Consider the following 17,205-nt stretch of genomic DNA (forward strand, 5'->3'; position numbering starts at 1 on the left):
GGTGCGTGCTCGGGGGCGTACGGAGCGCGTACGCGTTCAGCCGTCCCAGCCTATGCGCATTTCGCCGTCCGCCACCCCGGCTCTCACTCCGCCCGCATACTGAGTGCGGGCGTGTACCGGTGCACGCCTCCACCGGTCATCCCCGAGTAGGTCCGGACGCGTTCCCACAGCGGTGACGGGGAGCCGATCCCCTCACCGGGTGCGGCGAGGGCCGCGATGTGGTGCGCGGCGCTCTCCCACTCCGCGTAGTTGAGGACCCGGGTGCCGTCGGTGCTGGTGTGGAAGTGCGCGGCGATGGCTCCCTCGGGCGGCCCGGCCTCGCTACCGAGTGCCTCGAACACGGCGTCGATCCAGGCGCGTTGCCGGTCCGGGTCGGGCCCGTCGAACTCCACGTCCACGATCACGACGCTCCCGGACTCACGGGTGTCGCCCTCGGCCCGGAGCCCGGAGCGGTACAGCTCGTACGTGTGGATGTCGACGCGCTCGATGTCCGGCACGGCGGCGTCGATCTCCGCGTTGCGGTCTGTCCGGTTCTCCTGGACGAAGTCCTGGTAGGCCTGTTCGCCGGTCCACTGGGAGTAGTGCAGCAGGGTCCTGCCGTCCTCGCCCGTGTAGACGCTGTACGAGAGCAGTCCGGGGTGCGGCCACTCCTTGCTCTCCCAGGCCTTCCGGATGGCGTCGACGGCCTGCCGCTGCCGTTCGGGCGTACCGACGTCCCAGGTGCTGACCTTGGCGATGCCGGCATCGGCGCGGGCCGGGTCCGGGCGGTCGGTGAGCTGCGTGGTCGCGGTCATGGTGGCGTACCCCTCGTGTCGTGGTGCCGCGCGCACCGGTCGGTGCGCCGTGATCACCACCCTCACACCTCAAGTCCGGTCGAGGTCAAGGGCGGTCACTCGGGCAGCTCCGCCCTCCAGGCCGTCATGTTCAGCTCGTCCATGTACCGGATGTCGTGGCCTTCCAGCGGATAGACCCGCGCCCCGGCGTCGGGGGCGGCGGCCAGCTCCAGGGCGTCGGCCATGATGAGTTCGCCGCCCTCCTGGGTGGAGACCCAGGCGAGGACCGACCGCGCGGTGCCGCCGGGTTTCAGGGTGAGCTGCTCGGGCCCGTGGTCGCGGCCGAACTTCGAGCCCGCCGGGTTGACCTTCACCGGGAGGCGCTCGCCGTCCTTGCCGAGCGCCTGCACCGAGGGGTAGCCGTCGACCCGGTAGGGCGTGGAGCCGCAGTTGGTCAGGGTGAGCACGACCGCGCGGCTCATCAGCAGGGCCTGCACCTCCCCCATGGTCACCACGGCTCCGGAGGCGGGGCACTCCTCGGTGGGGGTGGGGGACGGGCCCGGTTCCTGGGCGGCCGGCACATCGGCAGCGGGCGGGCCGGGCGGAGCGGTGGCGGAGGGAGTCGGTGCGGGCGTCGGAGTAGGCTCGGGTTCCCCCTCACCGGCCGGAACGAGAAACCCGGCGCAGCCGGTCAGCACCAGGGCGGCCACCGCCGCCCACAGCACCCCCGCCGGAGGAACCGGCCCCCGCGTCCGCTCACCCGTACCGCTCACCGTTGCTCGCCCGCCCCTCACCGCAGCCCCCGCCGCACACGTCGTACGCCGCCCCAGCCGTCCGATCATGTCAGTGCCGGACTCCCCCCTCCCACTGTTCAGCGTCTCTTCCCGGTCCGAACAAGCAGATCTAAGTGGACCTTCACGGTCGTCGGAGTCGACACTTCGGGCATGACTCCCACCGCACCCCGCCCCCGCCCCTTCGGCCGCGCGCTCTGCGCCATGATCACACCGTTCACCGCCACCGGGGCACTGGATCTCGGTGCCGCTCGCGCCCATGCCGCGCACCTGGTGGCCGAGGGGTGCGACGGGCTGGTTCTCAGCGGGACCACCGGGGAGTCGCCCACCACCTCGGACGCGGAGAAGGCGGCGTTGCTGCGGGCCGTGCGGGCGGAGGTCGGTGTCGGGGTGCCGCTGCTCACGGGCGTCGGCAGCGCGGACACCGCGCACGCGGTACGGCTGGCGCGCGAGGCCGAAGAGGCGGGCGCGGACGGGGTGTTGGTGGTGCCCCCATACTACAGCCGGCCGCCGCAGGGAGCCGTGGAGGCGTACTTCCTGCGGATCGCGGAGGCCACCGGCGTACCGCTGATGCTGTACGACATCCCCGGCCGCACCGGCGTCCGGATCGAGCCGGAGACCCTGCTGCGGCTGGCGGACCATCCGCGGATCGTGGCGGTCAAGGACTGCGCGTACGACCTGCTCGGGTCGACGAAGGTGCTGGCGCGGACCTCGCTGGCGTACTACTCGGGGTGTGAGGAGCTGAACCTCCCGCTGTACGCGGTCGGCGGCGCGGGCTATGTGAGCACCGTCGCCAACGTGGCCCCGCGCCGCATGCGGGCGCCGCTGGACGCGTTCGACGCGGGGCGCACCGACGAGGCCGCCCGGCTCAACGGGCTGACCGTCCGTCTCACCGAGCTGATGATGGCGAGCGGCCTGCCCGGCAGCGTCAGCGTGAAGGCCCTGCTGGACGCGGGCCCGGTCCGGGAACCGCTGCAACCCGCCGGCCGCGAGGCGGTCGACGGGCTGCGCGCGGCGTACGAGGAACTCCTCGCGGCCTGATCCCGATCCCCGGGAGGGGGTCAGTTGTGGGCGTGCAGGACCTCGTTCAGCCCGCCCCACACCGCGTTGTTCGGACGGGCCTCCACCGTGCCGGTGACCGAGTTGCGGCGGAAGAGGATGTTGGAGGCGCCGGAGAGTTCGCGGGCCTTGACCACCTGGCCGTCCGGCAGCGTGACGCGGGTACCGGCCGTGACGTACAGTCCGGCCTCCACGACGCACTCGTCGCCGAGCGCGATGCCGACGCCGGCCTCGGCGCCGACCAGGCAGCGCTCACCGATGACGATGCGGACGTTGCCGCCACCGGAGAGGGTGCCCATGGTGGAGGCGCCGCCGCCGATGTCGGAGCCGTCGCCCACGACGACGCCCGCGGAGATACGGCCCTCGACCATGGAGGTGCCGAGCGTGCCCGCGTTGAAGTTGACGAAGCCCTCGTGCATGACGGTGGTCCCGGCGGCGAGGTGCGCGCCGAGCCGGACCCGGTCGGCGTCCGCGATACGTACGCCCTGGGGGGCCACGTAGTCCGTCATGCGCGGGAACTTGTCGACCGAGGTCACCTGGAGGTGCAGCCCCTCGGCGCGGGCGTTGAGGCGGACCCGCTCCAGGTCGTCGACGGCGACCGGGCCGAGCGAGGTCCAGGCGACGTTGGCGAGCAGGCCGAAGACCCCGTCGAGGTTCTGGCCGTGCGGCTGGACGAGCCGGTGCGAGAGCAGGTGCAGACGCAGGTACGCGTCGTGCGCGTCCAGCGGCTTGTCCTCCAGCGAGGAGATGACCGTGGAGACGGCGACGACCTCGACCCCGCGCCGGGCGTCCACACCGATGGCCTTGGCGGCGCCCTCGCCGAGGCGGTTCACGGCCTCGTCCGGGGTGAGCCGTGTCGTACCGGCCGGGCCGGGCTCGGGCTTGAGCTCGGGGGCGGGGAACCAGGTGTCGAGGACGGTGCCGTCACCGGCGATGGTGGCGAGGCCGGCGGCGACGGCGCCGGTGGTACGGGAGGTGGCCTGGGAAGTCGTGTCGGTCATGGACAGCAACCTAACCGGCCGGGGCCCGCTCGGGCGAACCGGTCTCGGTTTCCGGCACGTTCGCCGTGGTCCGCGCCTTCTCCCCCGCTCCGGGCAGCCGGCGAGCCGCCAGCACGGCCGCCCCGGCGCCCGTCGCGAGCAGGGCGCAGGCCGGCCAGAGCAGTGCGGGAGCCGCCGCGTACAGGACGGCCCCCAGGGGTGGCGCGAGGACCTGGCCGCTGATCGAGGCACCGGCGTACAGGCTCTGGAAGCGGCCCTGTGCGTGGGCGGGCGCCTGGTCGGCGACGTATGCGGCGGCGGGGGTCTTGTAGAGGATCTCCCCGAGGGTCAGCGAGAACATCATGGCGACGGCGAAGAGCACGCCCGCGCCGGGGATGAGCACGGCGTAGCCGAGCCCGACGAGCAGCAGCCCCACCCCGACCACGCCGAGCGGGGCACGTCTGCGCAGGACGTGGGCGGCGGGCAGTTCGAGGCAGAGGATGACCCCGCCGTTGATGGCGAGCAGCCAGCCGTAGAGCTGGGGTCCGTGCCCGTGGTCCGCGAGGAAGACGGGCAGAGTCGTGTACTGCTGGCGGTAGACGAGGTCGACGCAGACGATCGCGGCGAGCAGCACCAGCACCGCGGGCCTGGCCCGCAGTTCGCGCCATACGCCCGGCGCGTCGGGGTCGTGGGAGGGCGCGGAGTGGGCGCTGCCCCGGGCGGGCAGGATGCGGGCGGCGTACAGGGCGAAGAGCAGGGTGCCGATCCCGTCCGCGACGAAGAGCCAGTCGTACGAGAACCGGCCGGCGACCAGGGCGCCGAGCGGCGGGCCGATGGCGAAGCCCCCGTTGGCGGCGAACCGGGTGAGGGCGAAGCTCTGGCGCAGGTCCCCGCCCTCGGGCACGGAGACCGCGACGAGGGCCGCGTTGGCGGAGCGGACGACCCCGGCGGCGTACTGGGCGAGCGGCAGCACCCCGTACAGCGCCGCGACCGGCAGGACGGGCAGGACCACGAGGGCGGATCCGCTGACGCAGGCACCGGCCAGCAGCGCCCGGCGGTGGCCGAGGCGGTCCCCGAACCAGCCGCCGGTGAAGTTCCCCGCGACCAGGCCGATGCCGCCGATCCCGCTGATCACCCCGGCCTGGGTGGCGGAGAGTCCGCGCGGACCGACGAGATAGATGAAGAGGTAGACGAACGTGATGCTGACGACGGCGTTGAGGAACACCCCGAGCGCCAGCAGCCGTACCGTCCTCGGCACTCCGCGCACCATGCCCATGAACGTGACGCCCCCCGCAGTAAGTTCCCTGAGGGAACGGACTATGGCAGCATGGTTCCATCAAGGTCAACCGCACAGCGGAGGGCGGTACGCGACAGCGACGGAGAGGACGGGGACCATGGCGCAGCGGACCAGCCTGGCCGACGCCGACTGCTCGATCGCCCAGGCGCTCGACGTCGTCGGTGACTGGTGGACCCTGCTGATCGTGCGGGACACCGCACGCGGCGTGCACCGGTTCGACGCGCTCCAGCAGGAGCTGGGCGTCTCGCGCAAGGTCCTCACCGAGCGGCTGCGGCTGCTGGTGGAGGCGGGGGTGCTGGTGCGGGAGCCGTACCAGGAGCGCCCGGTGCGGTACGAGTACCGCCTCACCCCGCGCGGCCGCGCGCTGCTGCCCGTCCTGATCGCGCTCCAGGACTGGGGCGACGCGTGGGTACTGGGGGGAGGGGAGACGATGGCGACGACGACGGAGGCCTCGCGGGAGGCGGACCGGGTGGCCGGACTGCTGGGGACACGGGTGCCGGAGCTGACGCTGACCGGGGCGGACGGGGAACGGCACGACCCGGTGGCGGACACCCCGTACACCGTTCTGTACTGCTTCCCCAGCGCCTACGCCCGCGCGGACGCCTATCCCCCGGGGTGGGCCGGGATCCCGGGGGCGACCGGCTGCACCCTCGAGTCGTGCACGTACCGCGACCAACTGGCCGAGTTCACGGCCGCCGGAGCCACCGTGCACGGGGTCTCCGTGCAGCGCCCGGACGAGCAGCGCGCCTTCGCGGAGAAGGAAGGGCTGCGCTTTTCGCTGCTCTCGGACGCGGATCTGACGCTGACGGCGGCCCTGCGGCTGCCGACGTTCCGGGCGGCGGGGGTCAGCCGCCTCAAGCGGCTGACGCTGGTGGTGGACCGGGAGCGGACGGTCCGGCAGGTGCTGTACCCGATCACGGACATCGAGGCTAGCGTGCGGACGGCGCTGGAGACGGTACGGAACCTGGGCTGACCGGCGCCCTGCGGGCCGGGCGGCCGGAGAAGCCGGAGGGCCGGAGGAGCCAGAGAGCCAGAGGGGCCAGAGAGCCAGAGGGGCCGGAGGGCCGGAGGAGCCAGACAGGCCATCCCGCCGAGCGACCGCCCCGCGGCTCCCGGTCGGCGCAGGTCCCGGCGCCCCTCCGAACGCCCTTCAGGCGCGCCCGTCCACGACCCGGGTCAGCATCTCGCGGGTGTACTCCGCATCGAAGGCGGAGCCGGTCAGCAGCACCTGGAGGCAGACGCCGTCCATCAGCGCGACCAGCGCCCGCGCGGTGGCCGGGTCGGTGCGCGCCGACAGCAGCTCGACCGCCGACGCGGTCCACTCGGCGGCGACGGGGCGCAGGGCCGGGCGGCGCAGGGCGGCGAGGTACAGCTCGTACTCCAGCTCGACCGCACCCCGCTCCCCCGCGAACCACTCCCCCAGCACCCGGGTCAACTCATCGGCGAGCCGGGCGCCGGAGGAGGCGGCCTCGCCCCCGTCCGCATCCCCGGCGCAGACCTCGCTGTCTCGCAACGCCTGGGCGAAGTTCTCGTTGGACCGGCGCAGGGCGGCCGTCAGCAGCTCGTCGAGCGAACCGAAGTGGTACGTCGTCGAGCCGAGCGGCACGTCCGCCTCGGCGGCCACGGACCGGTGGCTGAGCCCGGCTATCCCGTCGGCCACGATCACCCGCAGCGCCGCGTCGATGATCCGCGTCCGCCGGTCGGGGTCGTACCGGCGGGCCATCAGTGCGCTCCCCCCAGATTGAGCACGACGACCCCGACGACGATCAGACCGACCCCCACGATCTTGACCAGGCTGCTGGACTCCCCCAGGAACAGGATGCCGATGAGCGCCACCGCCGCCGTGCCGACACCGGCCCAGATCGCGTAGGCGGTGCCCACGGAGAGCGTCTTGAGGGTCTGGGCGAGCAGGGTGAAGGCGATGAGATAGCCCACGGCCGTGCCGATCGAGGGCCAGAGCCGGGTGAAGCCCTCGCTGTACTTCATGGCCGTCGTCCCGGCCACCTCCGCCGCGATCGCCGCGGCCAGCAGTCCGTATGCGTATCCCATGCGTACAAGTGTACGCATCGTTGCGTACGACTGTACATATGATCGGCCCACCTCGGGGGCGCTACGGTGTCCCGACCGATAGAACGGCCCGGCGGACAGCACGGGCCGACGAGACACGGGAGACGCAGTGGCGCAGGACGCAGGGTGGGGTGGTGGCCCGCAGGGGGGCGCACCCCTCGGTGGGGGACCCTTCCACGGGGGTGCGCAGGGACCGGGCCCACAAGGGCCGGGCGGGCCGGGTGCGCAGGGCCCCGGCCCCGGCGGCTGGCACGGCGGCTGGGCGCCGCCGCCCAAGCCGGGGGTGATACCCCTGGCGCCGCTGAGGGTCTCGGACATGCTCAGCGGCGCCTTCACCACGATCGGCCGCTACTGGAAGCCGCTGGTCGGCATCGCCCTGGCGCTCTTCGGCGCGGCGACGGTGGTGCTCGGCATCGCGGTGGCCATCGCCTTCTCCACCATCGCGGCCGACTGGGACGCCCTCACCGGCCCCGGCTCTCCGGACACAGCCGAACTGATCCCGCTGGGCATCACGTTCGGCGTCCTGATGGTCCTGGGCATCGTCGCCTACCTGCTGGCGTCGGCCGTCGTCCAGGCGGCCGTCCCGGTGGTCCTCCAGGAGGCCGTCCTGGGCCGCCCGATCGGCTTCGGCACCGTCTGGCGCCGCGCCTGGTCCCGGGTCGGGGCGATGATCGGCACGGTGTTCCTGGTGGGGCTGATCGTCTTCGTCCCCTTCGTGCTCGCGATGGTGGCCATGGTCGCGACCATGATCTACGCGGTCACCCTGGGCGACGCGGAGAGCGTGCTCCCGCTGCTCTTCTCCGCCCTCCTCGCCTGGCTCGCCCTCACCCCGGTCGCCATCTGGCTGATGGTGAAGTTCACCCTGGCCCCCACGATCGTGGTCTTCGAGGGACAGCGGCCGGTCGCGGCCCTGCGCCGCTCGGCCCAGCTGGTCCGCGACAACTGGTGGCGGGTCTTCGGCGTCGGCCTGCTCGCCTTCGCCCTGGCCTCCATGGTCGGCTACATGATCCAGCTGCCGTTCCAGGCTCTGGGGATGCTCCCCGGCGCGTTCGAGGACCCCAACACCCTGGGCGAACCGAGTGGCGGGGAGATCGTCGCCCTGTTCGCCGGCTTCATGGTGCTGTCCATGGTCAGCGGCCTGGTGAGCCAGCTCTTCTCGTCGATCTTCCCGCCGCTGGTGACCGGCCTGCTGTACGTGGACCTCCGCATCCGCAAGGAGAACCTGGCCCAGGTCCTGACGGAGGCGGCGGCCCAGCCGGTGCCCGACCAGTACGGGCCGCCGCCGACCACCCCCGCCTGAGGCCCGGGCTCAGTCCGTCAGCGTCCGCTTGGGACGCAGCACGCAGAACTCGTTGCCCTCGGGGTCGGCCAGCACCACCCAGGTGGCGTCCGCCTCCTGCCCGACGTCCAGCCGCCGTGCGCCGAGCGCGATGATCCGCTCGACCTCGGCGGCCTGGTCGTCGGGGGTCAGATCGATGTGCAGCCGGTTCTTGACGGTCTTCCCCTCCGGCACGGGGAGGAAGCACATGCCCGGCAGCGCGGTCTCGTGGGCGCCGATGACGATCTCGTGCTCGTCCTCGTAGAGGATCTTCCAGTCCAGCACGGCGCTCCAGAAACGGGCCATGAGCGGCAGGTCGTGGGCGTCGACGGCGAGGTGGTAAAGGGATACGGCCATGCCCGCCAGTATGACTGGCGGGCATGGCCGTTCACTTCATGGTGCGGGGCGCGTCAGACGTTGAACCCCAGCGCGCGCAGCTGCTCGCGGCCGTCGTCCGTGATCTTGTCCGGGCCCCACGGCGGCATCCAGACCCAGTTGATCCGGAGCTCGTTGACGATGCCGTCCGTGGCGGACTTCGCCTGGTCCTCGATGACGTCGGTCAGCGGGCAGGCCGCGGACGTCAGGGTCATGTCGAGGGTGGCGATGTTGGCGTCGTCGACGTGGATGCCGTAGATCAGGCCCAGGTTGACGACGTCGATGCCCAGCTCGGGGTCGACGACGTCGTACAGCGCCTCGCGGACCTCCTCCTCGGAGGCCGGCTTCATGGTCGCGGTCTCGTTGTCGCTCATGCGGTCTTCCCTTCGGACAGCGCCTTGGCCGTCGCGTCCTTCCACGCCATCCAACTCAGCAGCGCGCACTTGACCCGGGCGGGGTACTTGGAGACGCCGGCGAACGCGACCGCGTCCTCCAGCACCTCCTCCATCGCGTCGTCAGGCTCCAGCTGGCCCTTGGACTGCATCAGTTCCAGGAAGGTGTCCTGGATCTTCCGCGCCCGGGTCAGCTCCTTGCCGACCAGCAGCTCGTTCAGTACGGAGGCGCTGGCCTGGCTGATGGAGCAGCCCTGGCCCTCGTAGCTGACGTCGACGATGGTCTCGCCGTCGTACTTGACCCGGAGAGTGATCTCGTCGCCGCATGTCGGGTTGACATGGTGCACCTCGGCGTCGCCGTCCCGCAGGCCGCGCCCGTGGGGGTGCTTGTAGTGGTCCAGGATCACTTCCTGGTACATGGAATCAAGCTTCACCAGTCAACCCTCAGCCGAAGAAGTTCCGGACGTGCTCCAGCCCGTCCACCAGTGCGTCGACCTCGGCGGGCGTGGAGTACAGATAGAACGACGCTCGCGTCGTCGCAGGAATTCCGTACCGCAGGCAGACCGGGCGGGCGCAGTGGTGGCCGACCCGGACGGCGATGCCCAGCTCGTCGAGGACCTGGCCCACGTCGTGCGGGTGGATGTCGCCGAGCGTGAAGGAGATCGCCGCACCGCGGTCCTCGGCCGTCGTCGGACCGATGATGCGGAGGTCCGGGACTTCCAGGAGGCGCTTCAGCGCGTACTCGGTGATCGCCTTCTCGTGCCGGTGGATGTTCTCCATGCCGATCGCCGAGAGGTAGTCCACGGCCGCACCGAGGCCGACGGCCTGGGCGATCGGGGGCGTACCGGCCTCGAACTTGTGCGGCGCCGGGGCGTACGTCGACGAGTGCATCGACACGGTCTCGATCATCTCGCCGCCGCCGAGGAACGGCGGCAGGTCCTCCAGCAGCTCCTGCCGTCCCCAGAGCACGCCGATGCCGGTCGGGCCGACCATCTTGTGGCCGGTGAAGGCCACGAAGTCGGCCTGGAGCGCCTGCACGTCCAGCACCATGTGCGGGGCGGCCTGCGAGGCGTCGATGCAGACCAGCGCGCCGACCTGCTGGGCTCGGCGGATGATCTGCTCGACCGGGTTGACGGTGCCCAGGATGTTGGAGACCAGCGTGAAGGAGACGATCTTCGTCTTCTCGGTGATGATCTCGTCGATGTTCGACAGGTCGAGCCGGCCGGCGTCGGTGATGCCGAACCACTTCAGCTTCGCGCCCGTGCGCTGCGCGAGCAGCTGCCAGGGCACGATGTTGGAGTGGTGCTCCATCTCCGTGGTGACGATCTCGGTGTCGCGGTCCACCCGGTAGGGCTCGTCCGCCCAGCCGAGCATGTTGGCCACGAGGTTGAGCGACTCCGAGGCGTTCTTGGTGAAGATCACCTCGTCGCGGCTGGGTGCGTTGATGAAGGCCGCGACCTTGTCACGGGCGCCTTCGTACAGCGCGGTGGCCTCCTCGGCGACCGTGTAGACGCCGCGGTGCACGTTCGCGTTGTGGCGCTCGTAGTACGTGTTGAGCGCGTCGAGGACCTGGCGCGGCTTCTGCGAGGTGGCCGCGGAGTCCAGGTAAACGATCTTCTTGCCGTCGTGGACCGTGCGGTCCAGGAGCGGGAAGTCCTTGCGGATCGCCTCGGTGTCGAGGAGGCCGGTGAGCCCCTGTCGGGCGTCAGTCACGCGGAAGCGCCACCCTTCGTGTATGCCTCGTAGCCCTCGTTCTCCAGCTGGTCGGCCAGCTCGGCGCCACCGGAGGCGGCGATCCTGCCGTTGGCGAACACGTGCACGAAGTCGGGCTGGATGTACTTCAGGATCCGGGTGTAGTGCGTGATCAGCAGGGTGCCGACCTCGCCGGTCGCGCGGACCCGGTTGACGCCCTCGGAGACGGTCTTGAGCGCGTCGACGTCCAGGCCGGAGTCGGTCTCGTCCAGGACGGCGATCTTCGGCTTGAGCAGCTCCAGCTGGAGGATCTCGTGGCGCTTCTTCTCACCGCCGGAGAAGCCCTCGTTGACGTTGCGCTCGGCGAAGGAGGGGTCCATCTGGAGCCCGGCCATCGTCTCCTTGACCTCCTTGACCCACGTACGGAGCTTGGGGGCCTCGCCGCGGACGGCGGTGGCGGAGGTGCGCAGGAAGTTGGAGACCGAGACACCGGGGATCTCGACCGGGTACTGCATGGCGAGGAAGAGGCCGGCGCGGGCGCGCTCGTCGACGGACATCTCCAGGACGTCCTCGCCGTCCAGGGTGACCGAACCGCCGGTGATCGTGTACTTGGGGTGACCCGCCAGCGAGTACGCGAGGGTGGACTTGCCGGACCCGTTGGGGCCCATGATGGCGTGGGTCTCGCCCTGCTTCACGGTCAGGTCGACGCCCTTGAGGATCTCCTTCGTGGCGTTGTCGGCCTCGACGGTGACGTGCAGGTCGCGGATTTCAAGCGTTGCCATGGGTGACTCAGGACTCCTGGGTGACGGAGACGAGCACATCGTCCCCTTCGATCTTTACGGGGTATACGGGGACGGGGCGCGTCGCGGGAAGGCCGGACGGCTTGCCGGTGCGGAGGTCGAACGACGATCCGTGCAGCCAGCACTCGATCGCGCAGTCCTCCACCTCGCCCTCGGAGAGGGAGACGTTCGCGTGCGAGCAGATGTCGTTGATCGCGAACACCTCGCCCTCGGTGCGGACGACGGAGACCGGTGTGCCGTCGAGTTCCACCCGCTTGGGGGTGTCCTCCTCCAGCTCACTCAGCGCACAGGCTTTGACGAAGGCCATCAGACGGACGCCTTCAGCTCGGCCTCGATCTTGTCGATCAGCCGCTCCTCGACGTCCGGCAGGCCGATCTGCTGGACCAGCTCGGCGAAGAAGCCGCGCACCACCAGGCGGCGGGCCTCCTCGGCCGGGATACCGCGGGACTGGAGGTAGAAGAGCTGCTCGTCGTCGAAGCGGCCGGTCGCCGAGGCGTGGCCCGCGCCGACGATCTCGCCGGTCTCGATCTCCAGGTTGGGTACGGAGTCGACCCGGGCGCCGTCGGTGAGGACGAGGTTCCGGTTCATCTCGTAGGTGTCGGTGCCCTCGGCCGCGGCCTGGATGAGGACGTCCCCGATCCAGACGGCGTGGGCGCCGTCGCCCTGGAGCGCGCCCTTGTACACCGCGTTGGACTTGCAGTGCGGGGTGTTGTGGTCGACCAGGAGGCGGTGCTCCTGGTGCTGGCCCTTGTCGGTGAAGTACAGACCGAAGAGCTCCGCCTCGCCGCCGGGCGCCGCGTAGGCGACCCGCGGGTGGAGGCGGACCAGGTCGCCGCCGAAGGTGACGACGATCGACTTGAAGGAGGCGTCCCGGCCGACCAGCGCGTTGTGCTGGCCGACGTGGACGGCCGTGTCGTCCCAGTCCTGGACGGAGACGACGGTCAGCTTGGCTCCGTCGCCCAGCACGTAGTCGACGTTGGCGGCGAGCACCGCGTCACCGGTGTGGTCGATGACGACGACGGCTTCGGCGAAGGCGCCCAGCTCGATGACCTGGTGGCCGAAGGCGGTCCCGCCCTCGCCGTGCACGGCGATCCGGATCGGCTCGGAGAGCACGGCCTCCTTGGCGACGGTGACGACCGAGGCCTGCTCGAAGGAGCTGTACGCCTGGGCGGCGACCCGGTCCACCGGCGTACCGGCCTTGCCGAGCCGGGCGTCGTCGCGGCCGACGGTCTCGACGGTGACGCCCTCGGGCGCCTCGATCGCGACCTTGACACCGCTGCCCGTGGCGACGGCGGTGCCGTCGTGCAGCCCGCGCAGCCGCTCCAGCGGGGTGAAGCGCCACTCCTCCTCGCGACCGTGCGGGACGGGGAAGTCCGCGACGTCGAAGGACGGGGGTGCGCTCATGCGCGTGGCGACGGTCGACTCGGCGGCCACCGCGATGGAGCCGGCGGTGGTGGAGCCCACCGGAGGGGGCCCCCCCGCTCGAGCGGAGCCGAGAGTGGGGGAGTTCTGAGCCTCAGCCATGGCTGTCGTAGTGCTCGCTTTCTCAGTCAAGAAGGGGGTGGTTCGGTGGGGGCGGGGGCGGCCGGCGGGCGGCCGTCCCCAGGGCCTCGCGGGAGGTCCTAGCCGACCGAACCCTCCATCTGCAGCTCGATCAGCCGGTTGAGCTCCAGGGCGTACTCCATGGGCAGCTCCTTCGCGATCGGCTCGACGAAGCCGCGCACGATCATCGCCATGGCCTCGAACTCGGTGAGTCCGCGGCTCATCAGGTAGAAGAGCTGGTCCTCGGAGACCTTGGAGACGGTCGCCTCGTGGCCCATCGACACGTCGTCCTCGCGGACGTCGACGTAGGGGTAGGTGTCCGAGCGGGAGATCGTGTCGACGAGCAGGGCGTCGCAGAGCACGTTGGACTTCGCGCCCGGCGCGCCCTCGCCGATCTCGATCAGTCCGCGGTAGGAGGTGCGGCCGCCGCCTCGTGCCACCGACTTGGAGACGATGTTCGAGGAGGTGTTCGGCGCCATGTGGACCATCTTGGCGCCGGCGTCCTGGTGCTGGCCCTCGCCCGCGAAGGCGATGGAGAGCGTCTCGCCCTTGGCGTGCTCGCCCATCAGGTAGACGGCCGGGTACTTCATGGTCACCTTGGAGCCGATGTTGCCGTCGACCCACTCCATGGTCGCGCCCTCGTAGGCCACGGCCCGCTTGGTGACCAGGTTGTAGACGTTGTTCGACCAGTTCTGGATGGTCGTGTAGCGGCAGCGGCCGCCCTTCTTCACGATGATCTCGACCACGGCGCTGTGCAGCGAGTCCGAGGAGTAGATCGGGGCGGTGCAGCCCTCGACGTAGTGGACGTAGGCGTCCTCGTCGACGATGATCAGCGTCCGCTCGAACTGGCCCATGTTCTCCGTGTTGATACGGAAGTAGGCCTGGAGCGGGATGTCCACGTGGACGCCCTTGGGCACGTAGATGAACGAGCCGCCGGACCACACGGCCGTGTTCAGCGAGGCGAACTTGTTGTCGCCGACCGGGATGACGGTGCCGAAGTACTCCTTGAAGAGCTCCGGGTGCTCCTTCAGCGCGGTGTCGGTGTCCAGGAAGATGACGCCCTGCTCCTCCAGGTCCTCGCGGATCTGGTGGTAGACGACCTCGGACTCGTACTGCGCGGCGACACCGGCGACGAGGCGCTGCTTCTCCGCCTCGGGGATGCCGAGCTTGTCGTACGTGTTCTTGATGTCCTCGGGCAGGTCCTCCCAGGAGGCGGCCTGCTTCTCCGTGGAGCGCACGAAGTACTTGATGTTGTCGAAGTCGATGCCCGACAGGTCCGAGCCCCAGCTGGGCATGGGCTTCTTGTCGAAGAGCTTCAGACCCTTGAGGCGGAGCTTCAGCATCCACTCGGGCTCGTTCTTCTTCTCCGAGATGTCGCGGACGACCTCCTCGGAGAGGCCGCGCTTGGCCGTCGCGCCTGCCGCGTCGGAGTCGGCCCAGCCGAATTCGTACGTACCCAGACCCTCGAGCTCAGGGTGGGCAGTCTCCGTGGGGAGCGTCATGCGGGGTTCCTCCCGGCCGTGCTTGCAGATGCTGAATGGGTGGTCTGTGGGGGTGCTGCGTGGCCGCTGCGCGGCACGTATGTCGTGCACACGCCGTCGCCGTGGGCGAGGGTGGCCAGACGCTGCACATGGGTCCCGAGGAGGCTGGAGAAGAATTCCGTCTCCGCCTCGCACAGCTGTGGGAACTGCTCGGCGACATGCGCCACCGGGCAGTGGTGCTGGCACAGCTGCTCTCCCTGCTGCGGGCCCGGCGCGCTTCGCGCCGTAGCAGCGTACCCGTCGGCGCTCAGGGCCCTGGCGAGGGCCTCCGTGCGCCGCTCGGGCTCCGCGGCCTCGACCGCGACGCGGTACGCCTCGCCCATCGCGGCCATCCGGGCGCGGGCGAAGGCGGTGACCGCCTCGTCCCCGCCGGACGCGGCGATGAAGCGCAGGGCGTCGGCGGCCAGCTCGTCGTAGGACTGGTCGAAGGCGTCCCGGCCGCAGTCCGTCAGGGCGAACACCTTGGCGGGCCTGCCTCGGGTCCGCGCCCCGTAGACCCGCTGTTCACGGGCTTCGACGACATCGTCGGAGACGAGGGCGTCGAGGTGGCGGCGGACGGCGGCCTGGGTGAGGCCGAGGCGCCCCGCGAGATCCGCGACGGTGGAGGGGCCATGGCGCAGGATGGAGCGCGCGACCCGGTCGCGCGTCGAGCGCTCACCGGTCGCGAGTTCCTCCCGAGGAGCCCCGCCGTCGTTTTTCACAACACCATTGTTGCGTAATTCATTCGACTCTGACAACCACGGTCCGGAACGATCTACGGTGTGGTTCGTCACTTAGGGTTACCTAATCTGGCCCCGGGACCGGGCCTCCCCGCGCCCCTGCCTAGACTTCCCTGCCATGGAGAACGAGCCCGTCGTACAGGTCACCGGCCTGGTGAAGCGGTACGGCACGAAGACCGCGGTGGACGGCCTCGACCTGGCGGTCCGGGCCGGCGCGGTGACCGCCGTCCTCGGCCCGAACGGCGCCGGGAAGACGACCACGATCGAGACGTGCGAGGGCTACCGCCGCCCCGACGCCGGCACCGTACGCGTCCTCGGACTCGACCCGGTCACCGACGCGGAGCGGCTGCGCCCCCGGATCGGCGTCATGCTCCAGTCCGGCGGCGTCTACTCCGGCGCCCGCGCCGACGAGATGCTCCGGCACATGGCCAAGCTGCACGCCCACCCGCTGGACGTGGACGCGCTGATCGAGCGGCTCGGCCTCGGCTCCTGCGGCCGTACCACCTACCGGCGGCTCTCCGGCGGCCAGCAGCAGCGGCTCGCCCTGGCCCTCGCGGTCGTCGGCCGGCCCGAGCTGGTCTTCCTGGACGAGCCGACCGCCGGGCTCGACCCGCAGGCCCGCCGCTCCACCTGGGACCTGGTCCGCGAGCTGCGCGGGGACGGGGTGTCGACCGTCCTCACCACCCACTTCATGGACGAGGCCGAGGCGCTCGCCGACGATGTGGCGATCATCGACGCGGGCCGGGTCATCGCCCAGGGCTCTCCCGAGGAGCTCTGCCGCGGCGGCGCCGAGAACACCCTGCGCTTCACCGGGCGCCCCGGGCTCGACCTGGGCTCGCTGGTCAAGGCGCTGCCCGACGGCTCCCAGGCCGCCGAGCCGCTCCCGGGCACGTACCGCATCTCGGGAGCCGTCGACCCGCAGTTGCTGGCCACCGTCACCTCCTGGTGCGCCCAGCACGGCGTGATGCCCGAGGGCATCTCGGTGGAGCGGCACACCCTGGAGGACGTCTTCCTCGAACTGACCGGCAAGGAGCTGCGCGCATGAGCGCCGGTACGTACACCCCGCGCCCCGGCGCCGCCCCGCTTCCCCGGATGATCGCCGCGCAGACCGCGCTGGAGACCCGGATGCTGCTGCGCAACGGCGAGCAGCTGCTGCTGACGGTGATCATCCCGACGCTGCTGCTGGTGCTGTTCAGCGCGGTCGACATCGTGGACACCGGCTCGGGAGCGTCGGTCGACTTCCTGGCTCCGGGCGTCCTGGCGCTCGCCGTGATGTCCACCGCCTTCACCGGCCAGGCCATCGCCACCGGCTTCGAACGCCGCTACGGAGTCCTCAAGCGGCTGGGGGCCTCCCCGCTGCCGCGCTGGGCGCTGATGACGGCCAAAACCCTGTCGGTGCTGGTCACCGAGGTGCTCCAGATCGTGCTGCTGACGGCGATCGCCTTCGCGCTGGGCTGGTCGCCGCAGGGCAACCCGCTCGCCGTGCTGCTGCTCCTGGTGCTGGGGACTGCCGCCTTCTCCGGGCTGGGGCTGCTGATGGCCGGGACGCTGAAGGCCGAGGCGACGCTCGCCGCCGCCAACCTGGTCTTCCTGCTGCTGCTGGTCGGCGGCGGGGTCATCGTGCCGCTGGACAAGTTCCCGGACGCGGTGCAGTCGGTGCTGGGGCTGCTGCCCATCTCGGCGCTCTCCGAGGGGCTGCGGGACGTCCTCCAGCACGGCGCGGCCATGCCGTGGGCCCAGGCCGGGATCCTGGCCGTGTGGGCGGTGCTGGGGCTCGGCGCGGCGGCGAAGTTCTTCCGCTGGGAGTAGCCGACGACAGGACCGCCGTAGAGGATCTTCCGGGCAAGGGGCACGAACCC

General features: G+C 71.0%; 20 protein-coding genes. 5 read left to right on the forward strand and 15 right to left on the reverse strand.

Annotated features, from left to right (window positions below; translation table 11 throughout):
* Positions 1-83: 83 nt before the first annotated feature.
* Positions 84-794 (reverse strand): antibiotic biosynthesis monooxygenase, encoded by a 711-nt coding sequence (locus AC0682_RS16440; protein ID WP_478533471.1) that lies wholly within the window; start codon positions 792-794, stop codon positions 84-86.
* 95 nt (positions 795-889) lie between these two features.
* On the reverse strand, positions 890-1,546 hold the full coding sequence (locus tag AC0682_RS16445) for a DUF4232 domain-containing protein (RefSeq protein WP_478533473.1): 657 nt from the start codon (positions 1,544-1,546) through the stop codon (positions 890-892).
* A 171-nt stretch (positions 1,547-1,717) separates the two neighbouring features.
* Here AC0682_RS16445 and dapA point away from each other — a divergent pair, with 171 nt between their 5' ends.
* Positions 1,718-2,605 carry a 4-hydroxy-tetrahydrodipicolinate synthase gene (gene dapA / locus AC0682_RS16450; RefSeq protein WP_478533475.1) on the forward strand — a complete coding sequence of 296 codons (888 nt, stop codon included), beginning with the start codon at positions 1,718-1,720 and terminating at the stop codon, positions 2,603-2,605.
* Positions 2,606-2,625: 20 nt separating this feature from the next.
* Here dapA and dapD read toward each other — a convergent pair whose 3' ends face one another.
* Positions 2,626-3,624 carry a 2,3,4,5-tetrahydropyridine-2,6-dicarboxylate N-succinyltransferase gene (gene dapD / locus AC0682_RS16455; RefSeq protein WP_478533477.1) on the reverse strand — a complete coding sequence of 333 codons (999 nt, stop codon included), beginning with the start codon at positions 3,622-3,624 and terminating at the stop codon, positions 2,626-2,628.
* Positions 3,625-3,634: 10 nt separating this feature from the next.
* Complete coding sequence (locus AC0682_RS16460; RefSeq protein ID WP_478533479.1) at positions 3,635-4,879, reverse strand: MFS transporter; 1,245 nt, start codon at positions 4,877-4,879, stop codon at positions 3,635-3,637.
* 118 nt (positions 4,880-4,997) lie between these two features.
* On the opposite strand from AC0682_RS16460, the gene AC0682_RS16465 reads away from it, so the two are divergent.
* The gene (locus AC0682_RS16465) at positions 4,998-5,873 is read left to right on the forward strand and encodes a winged helix-turn-helix transcriptional regulator (protein WP_478533481.1); all 876 of its coding nucleotides are present in this window, start codon (positions 4,998-5,000) and stop codon (positions 5,871-5,873) included.
* A 177-nt stretch (positions 5,874-6,050) separates the two neighbouring features.
* Here AC0682_RS16465 and AC0682_RS16470 read toward each other — a convergent pair whose 3' ends face one another.
* Positions 6,051-6,623, reverse strand: coding sequence for a TetR/AcrR family transcriptional regulator (locus AC0682_RS16470; RefSeq protein WP_478533483.1), 573 nt, complete (start codon positions 6,621-6,623; stop codon positions 6,051-6,053).
* Positions 6,623-6,949, reverse strand: coding sequence for a DMT family transporter (locus AC0682_RS16475; RefSeq protein ID WP_018512172.1), 327 nt, complete (start codon positions 6,947-6,949; stop codon positions 6,623-6,625). Before AC0682_RS16475 ends, AC0682_RS16470 begins: the two co-directional genes overlap by 1 nt.
* Positions 6,950-7,283: 334 nt before the next feature.
* Here AC0682_RS16475 and AC0682_RS16480 point away from each other — a divergent pair, with 334 nt between their 5' ends.
* Positions 7,284-8,267 carry a DUF7847 domain-containing protein gene (locus AC0682_RS16480; protein WP_478533486.1) on the forward strand — a complete coding sequence of 328 codons (984 nt, stop codon included), beginning with the start codon at positions 7,284-7,286 and terminating at the stop codon, positions 8,265-8,267.
* Positions 8,268-8,276: 9 nt separating this feature from the next.
* Here AC0682_RS16480 and AC0682_RS16485 read toward each other — a convergent pair whose 3' ends face one another.
* From AC0682_RS16485 to AC0682_RS16525, 9 genes are all read right to left on the reverse strand, one after another.
* Complete coding sequence (locus AC0682_RS16485; RefSeq protein ID WP_478533488.1) at positions 8,277-8,642, reverse strand: VOC family protein; 366 nt, start codon at positions 8,640-8,642, stop codon at positions 8,277-8,279.
* Positions 8,643-8,695: 53 nt separating this feature from the next.
* The gene (locus AC0682_RS16490) at positions 8,696-9,034 is read right to left on the reverse strand and encodes a metal-sulfur cluster assembly factor (RefSeq protein WP_003969897.1); all 339 of its coding nucleotides are present in this window, start codon (positions 9,032-9,034) and stop codon (positions 8,696-8,698) included.
* Positions 9,031-9,486, reverse strand: coding sequence for a Fe-S cluster assembly sulfur transfer protein SufU (sufU, locus tag AC0682_RS16495; protein ID WP_478533490.1), 456 nt, complete (start codon positions 9,484-9,486; stop codon positions 9,031-9,033). The genes AC0682_RS16490 and sufU overlap by 4 nt, the downstream gene beginning before the upstream one ends.
* A 10-nt stretch (positions 9,487-9,496) precedes the next feature.
* Positions 9,497-10,765, reverse strand: a complete 1,269-nt coding sequence (locus AC0682_RS16500; protein WP_478533492.1) for a cysteine desulfurase — start codon at positions 10,763-10,765, stop codon at positions 9,497-9,499.
* A complete protein-coding gene (sufC, locus tag AC0682_RS16505) occupies positions 10,762-11,526 on the reverse strand; it encodes a Fe-S cluster assembly ATPase SufC (RefSeq protein ID WP_478533494.1) in 765 nt (254 codons plus the stop codon). Before sufC ends, AC0682_RS16500 begins: the two co-directional genes overlap by 4 nt.
* A 7-nt stretch (positions 11,527-11,533) precedes the next feature.
* Complete coding sequence (locus AC0682_RS16510; protein WP_478533496.1) at positions 11,534-11,851, reverse strand: bifunctional 3-phenylpropionate/cinnamic acid dioxygenase ferredoxin subunit; 318 nt, start codon at positions 11,849-11,851, stop codon at positions 11,534-11,536.
* Positions 11,851-13,068 carry a Fe-S cluster assembly protein SufD gene (sufD, locus tag AC0682_RS16515; protein ID WP_478533497.1) on the reverse strand — a complete coding sequence of 406 codons (1,218 nt, stop codon included), beginning with the start codon at positions 13,066-13,068 and terminating at the stop codon, positions 11,851-11,853. The genes AC0682_RS16510 and sufD overlap by 1 nt, the downstream gene beginning before the upstream one ends.
* Before the next feature lie 98 nt (positions 13,069-13,166).
* Positions 13,167-14,588, reverse strand: a complete 1,422-nt coding sequence (gene sufB, locus AC0682_RS16520) for a Fe-S cluster assembly protein SufB (protein WP_478533498.1) — start codon at positions 14,586-14,588, stop codon at positions 13,167-13,169.
* Positions 14,585-15,328 (reverse strand): helix-turn-helix transcriptional regulator, encoded by a 744-nt coding sequence (locus AC0682_RS16525; RefSeq protein WP_478533500.1) that lies wholly within the window; start codon positions 15,326-15,328, stop codon positions 14,585-14,587. The genes sufB and AC0682_RS16525 overlap by 4 nt, the downstream gene beginning before the upstream one ends.
* A 136-nt stretch (positions 15,329-15,464) precedes the next feature.
* Between AC0682_RS16525 and AC0682_RS16530 the strand changes: the two genes are divergently transcribed.
* Positions 15,465-16,391 (forward strand): ABC transporter ATP-binding protein, encoded by a 927-nt coding sequence (locus tag AC0682_RS16530; protein ID WP_478533502.1) that lies wholly within the window; start codon positions 15,465-15,467, stop codon positions 16,389-16,391.
* The gene (locus tag AC0682_RS16535) at positions 16,388-17,155 is read left to right on the forward strand and encodes an ABC transporter permease (protein ID WP_478533503.1); all 768 of its coding nucleotides are present in this window, start codon (positions 16,388-16,390) and stop codon (positions 17,153-17,155) included. The genes AC0682_RS16530 and AC0682_RS16535 overlap by 4 nt, the downstream gene beginning before the upstream one ends.
* Positions 17,156-17,205 lie beyond the last annotated feature (50 nt).

It is taken from the genome of Streptomyces sp. NPDC043746, assembly GCF_056436485.1.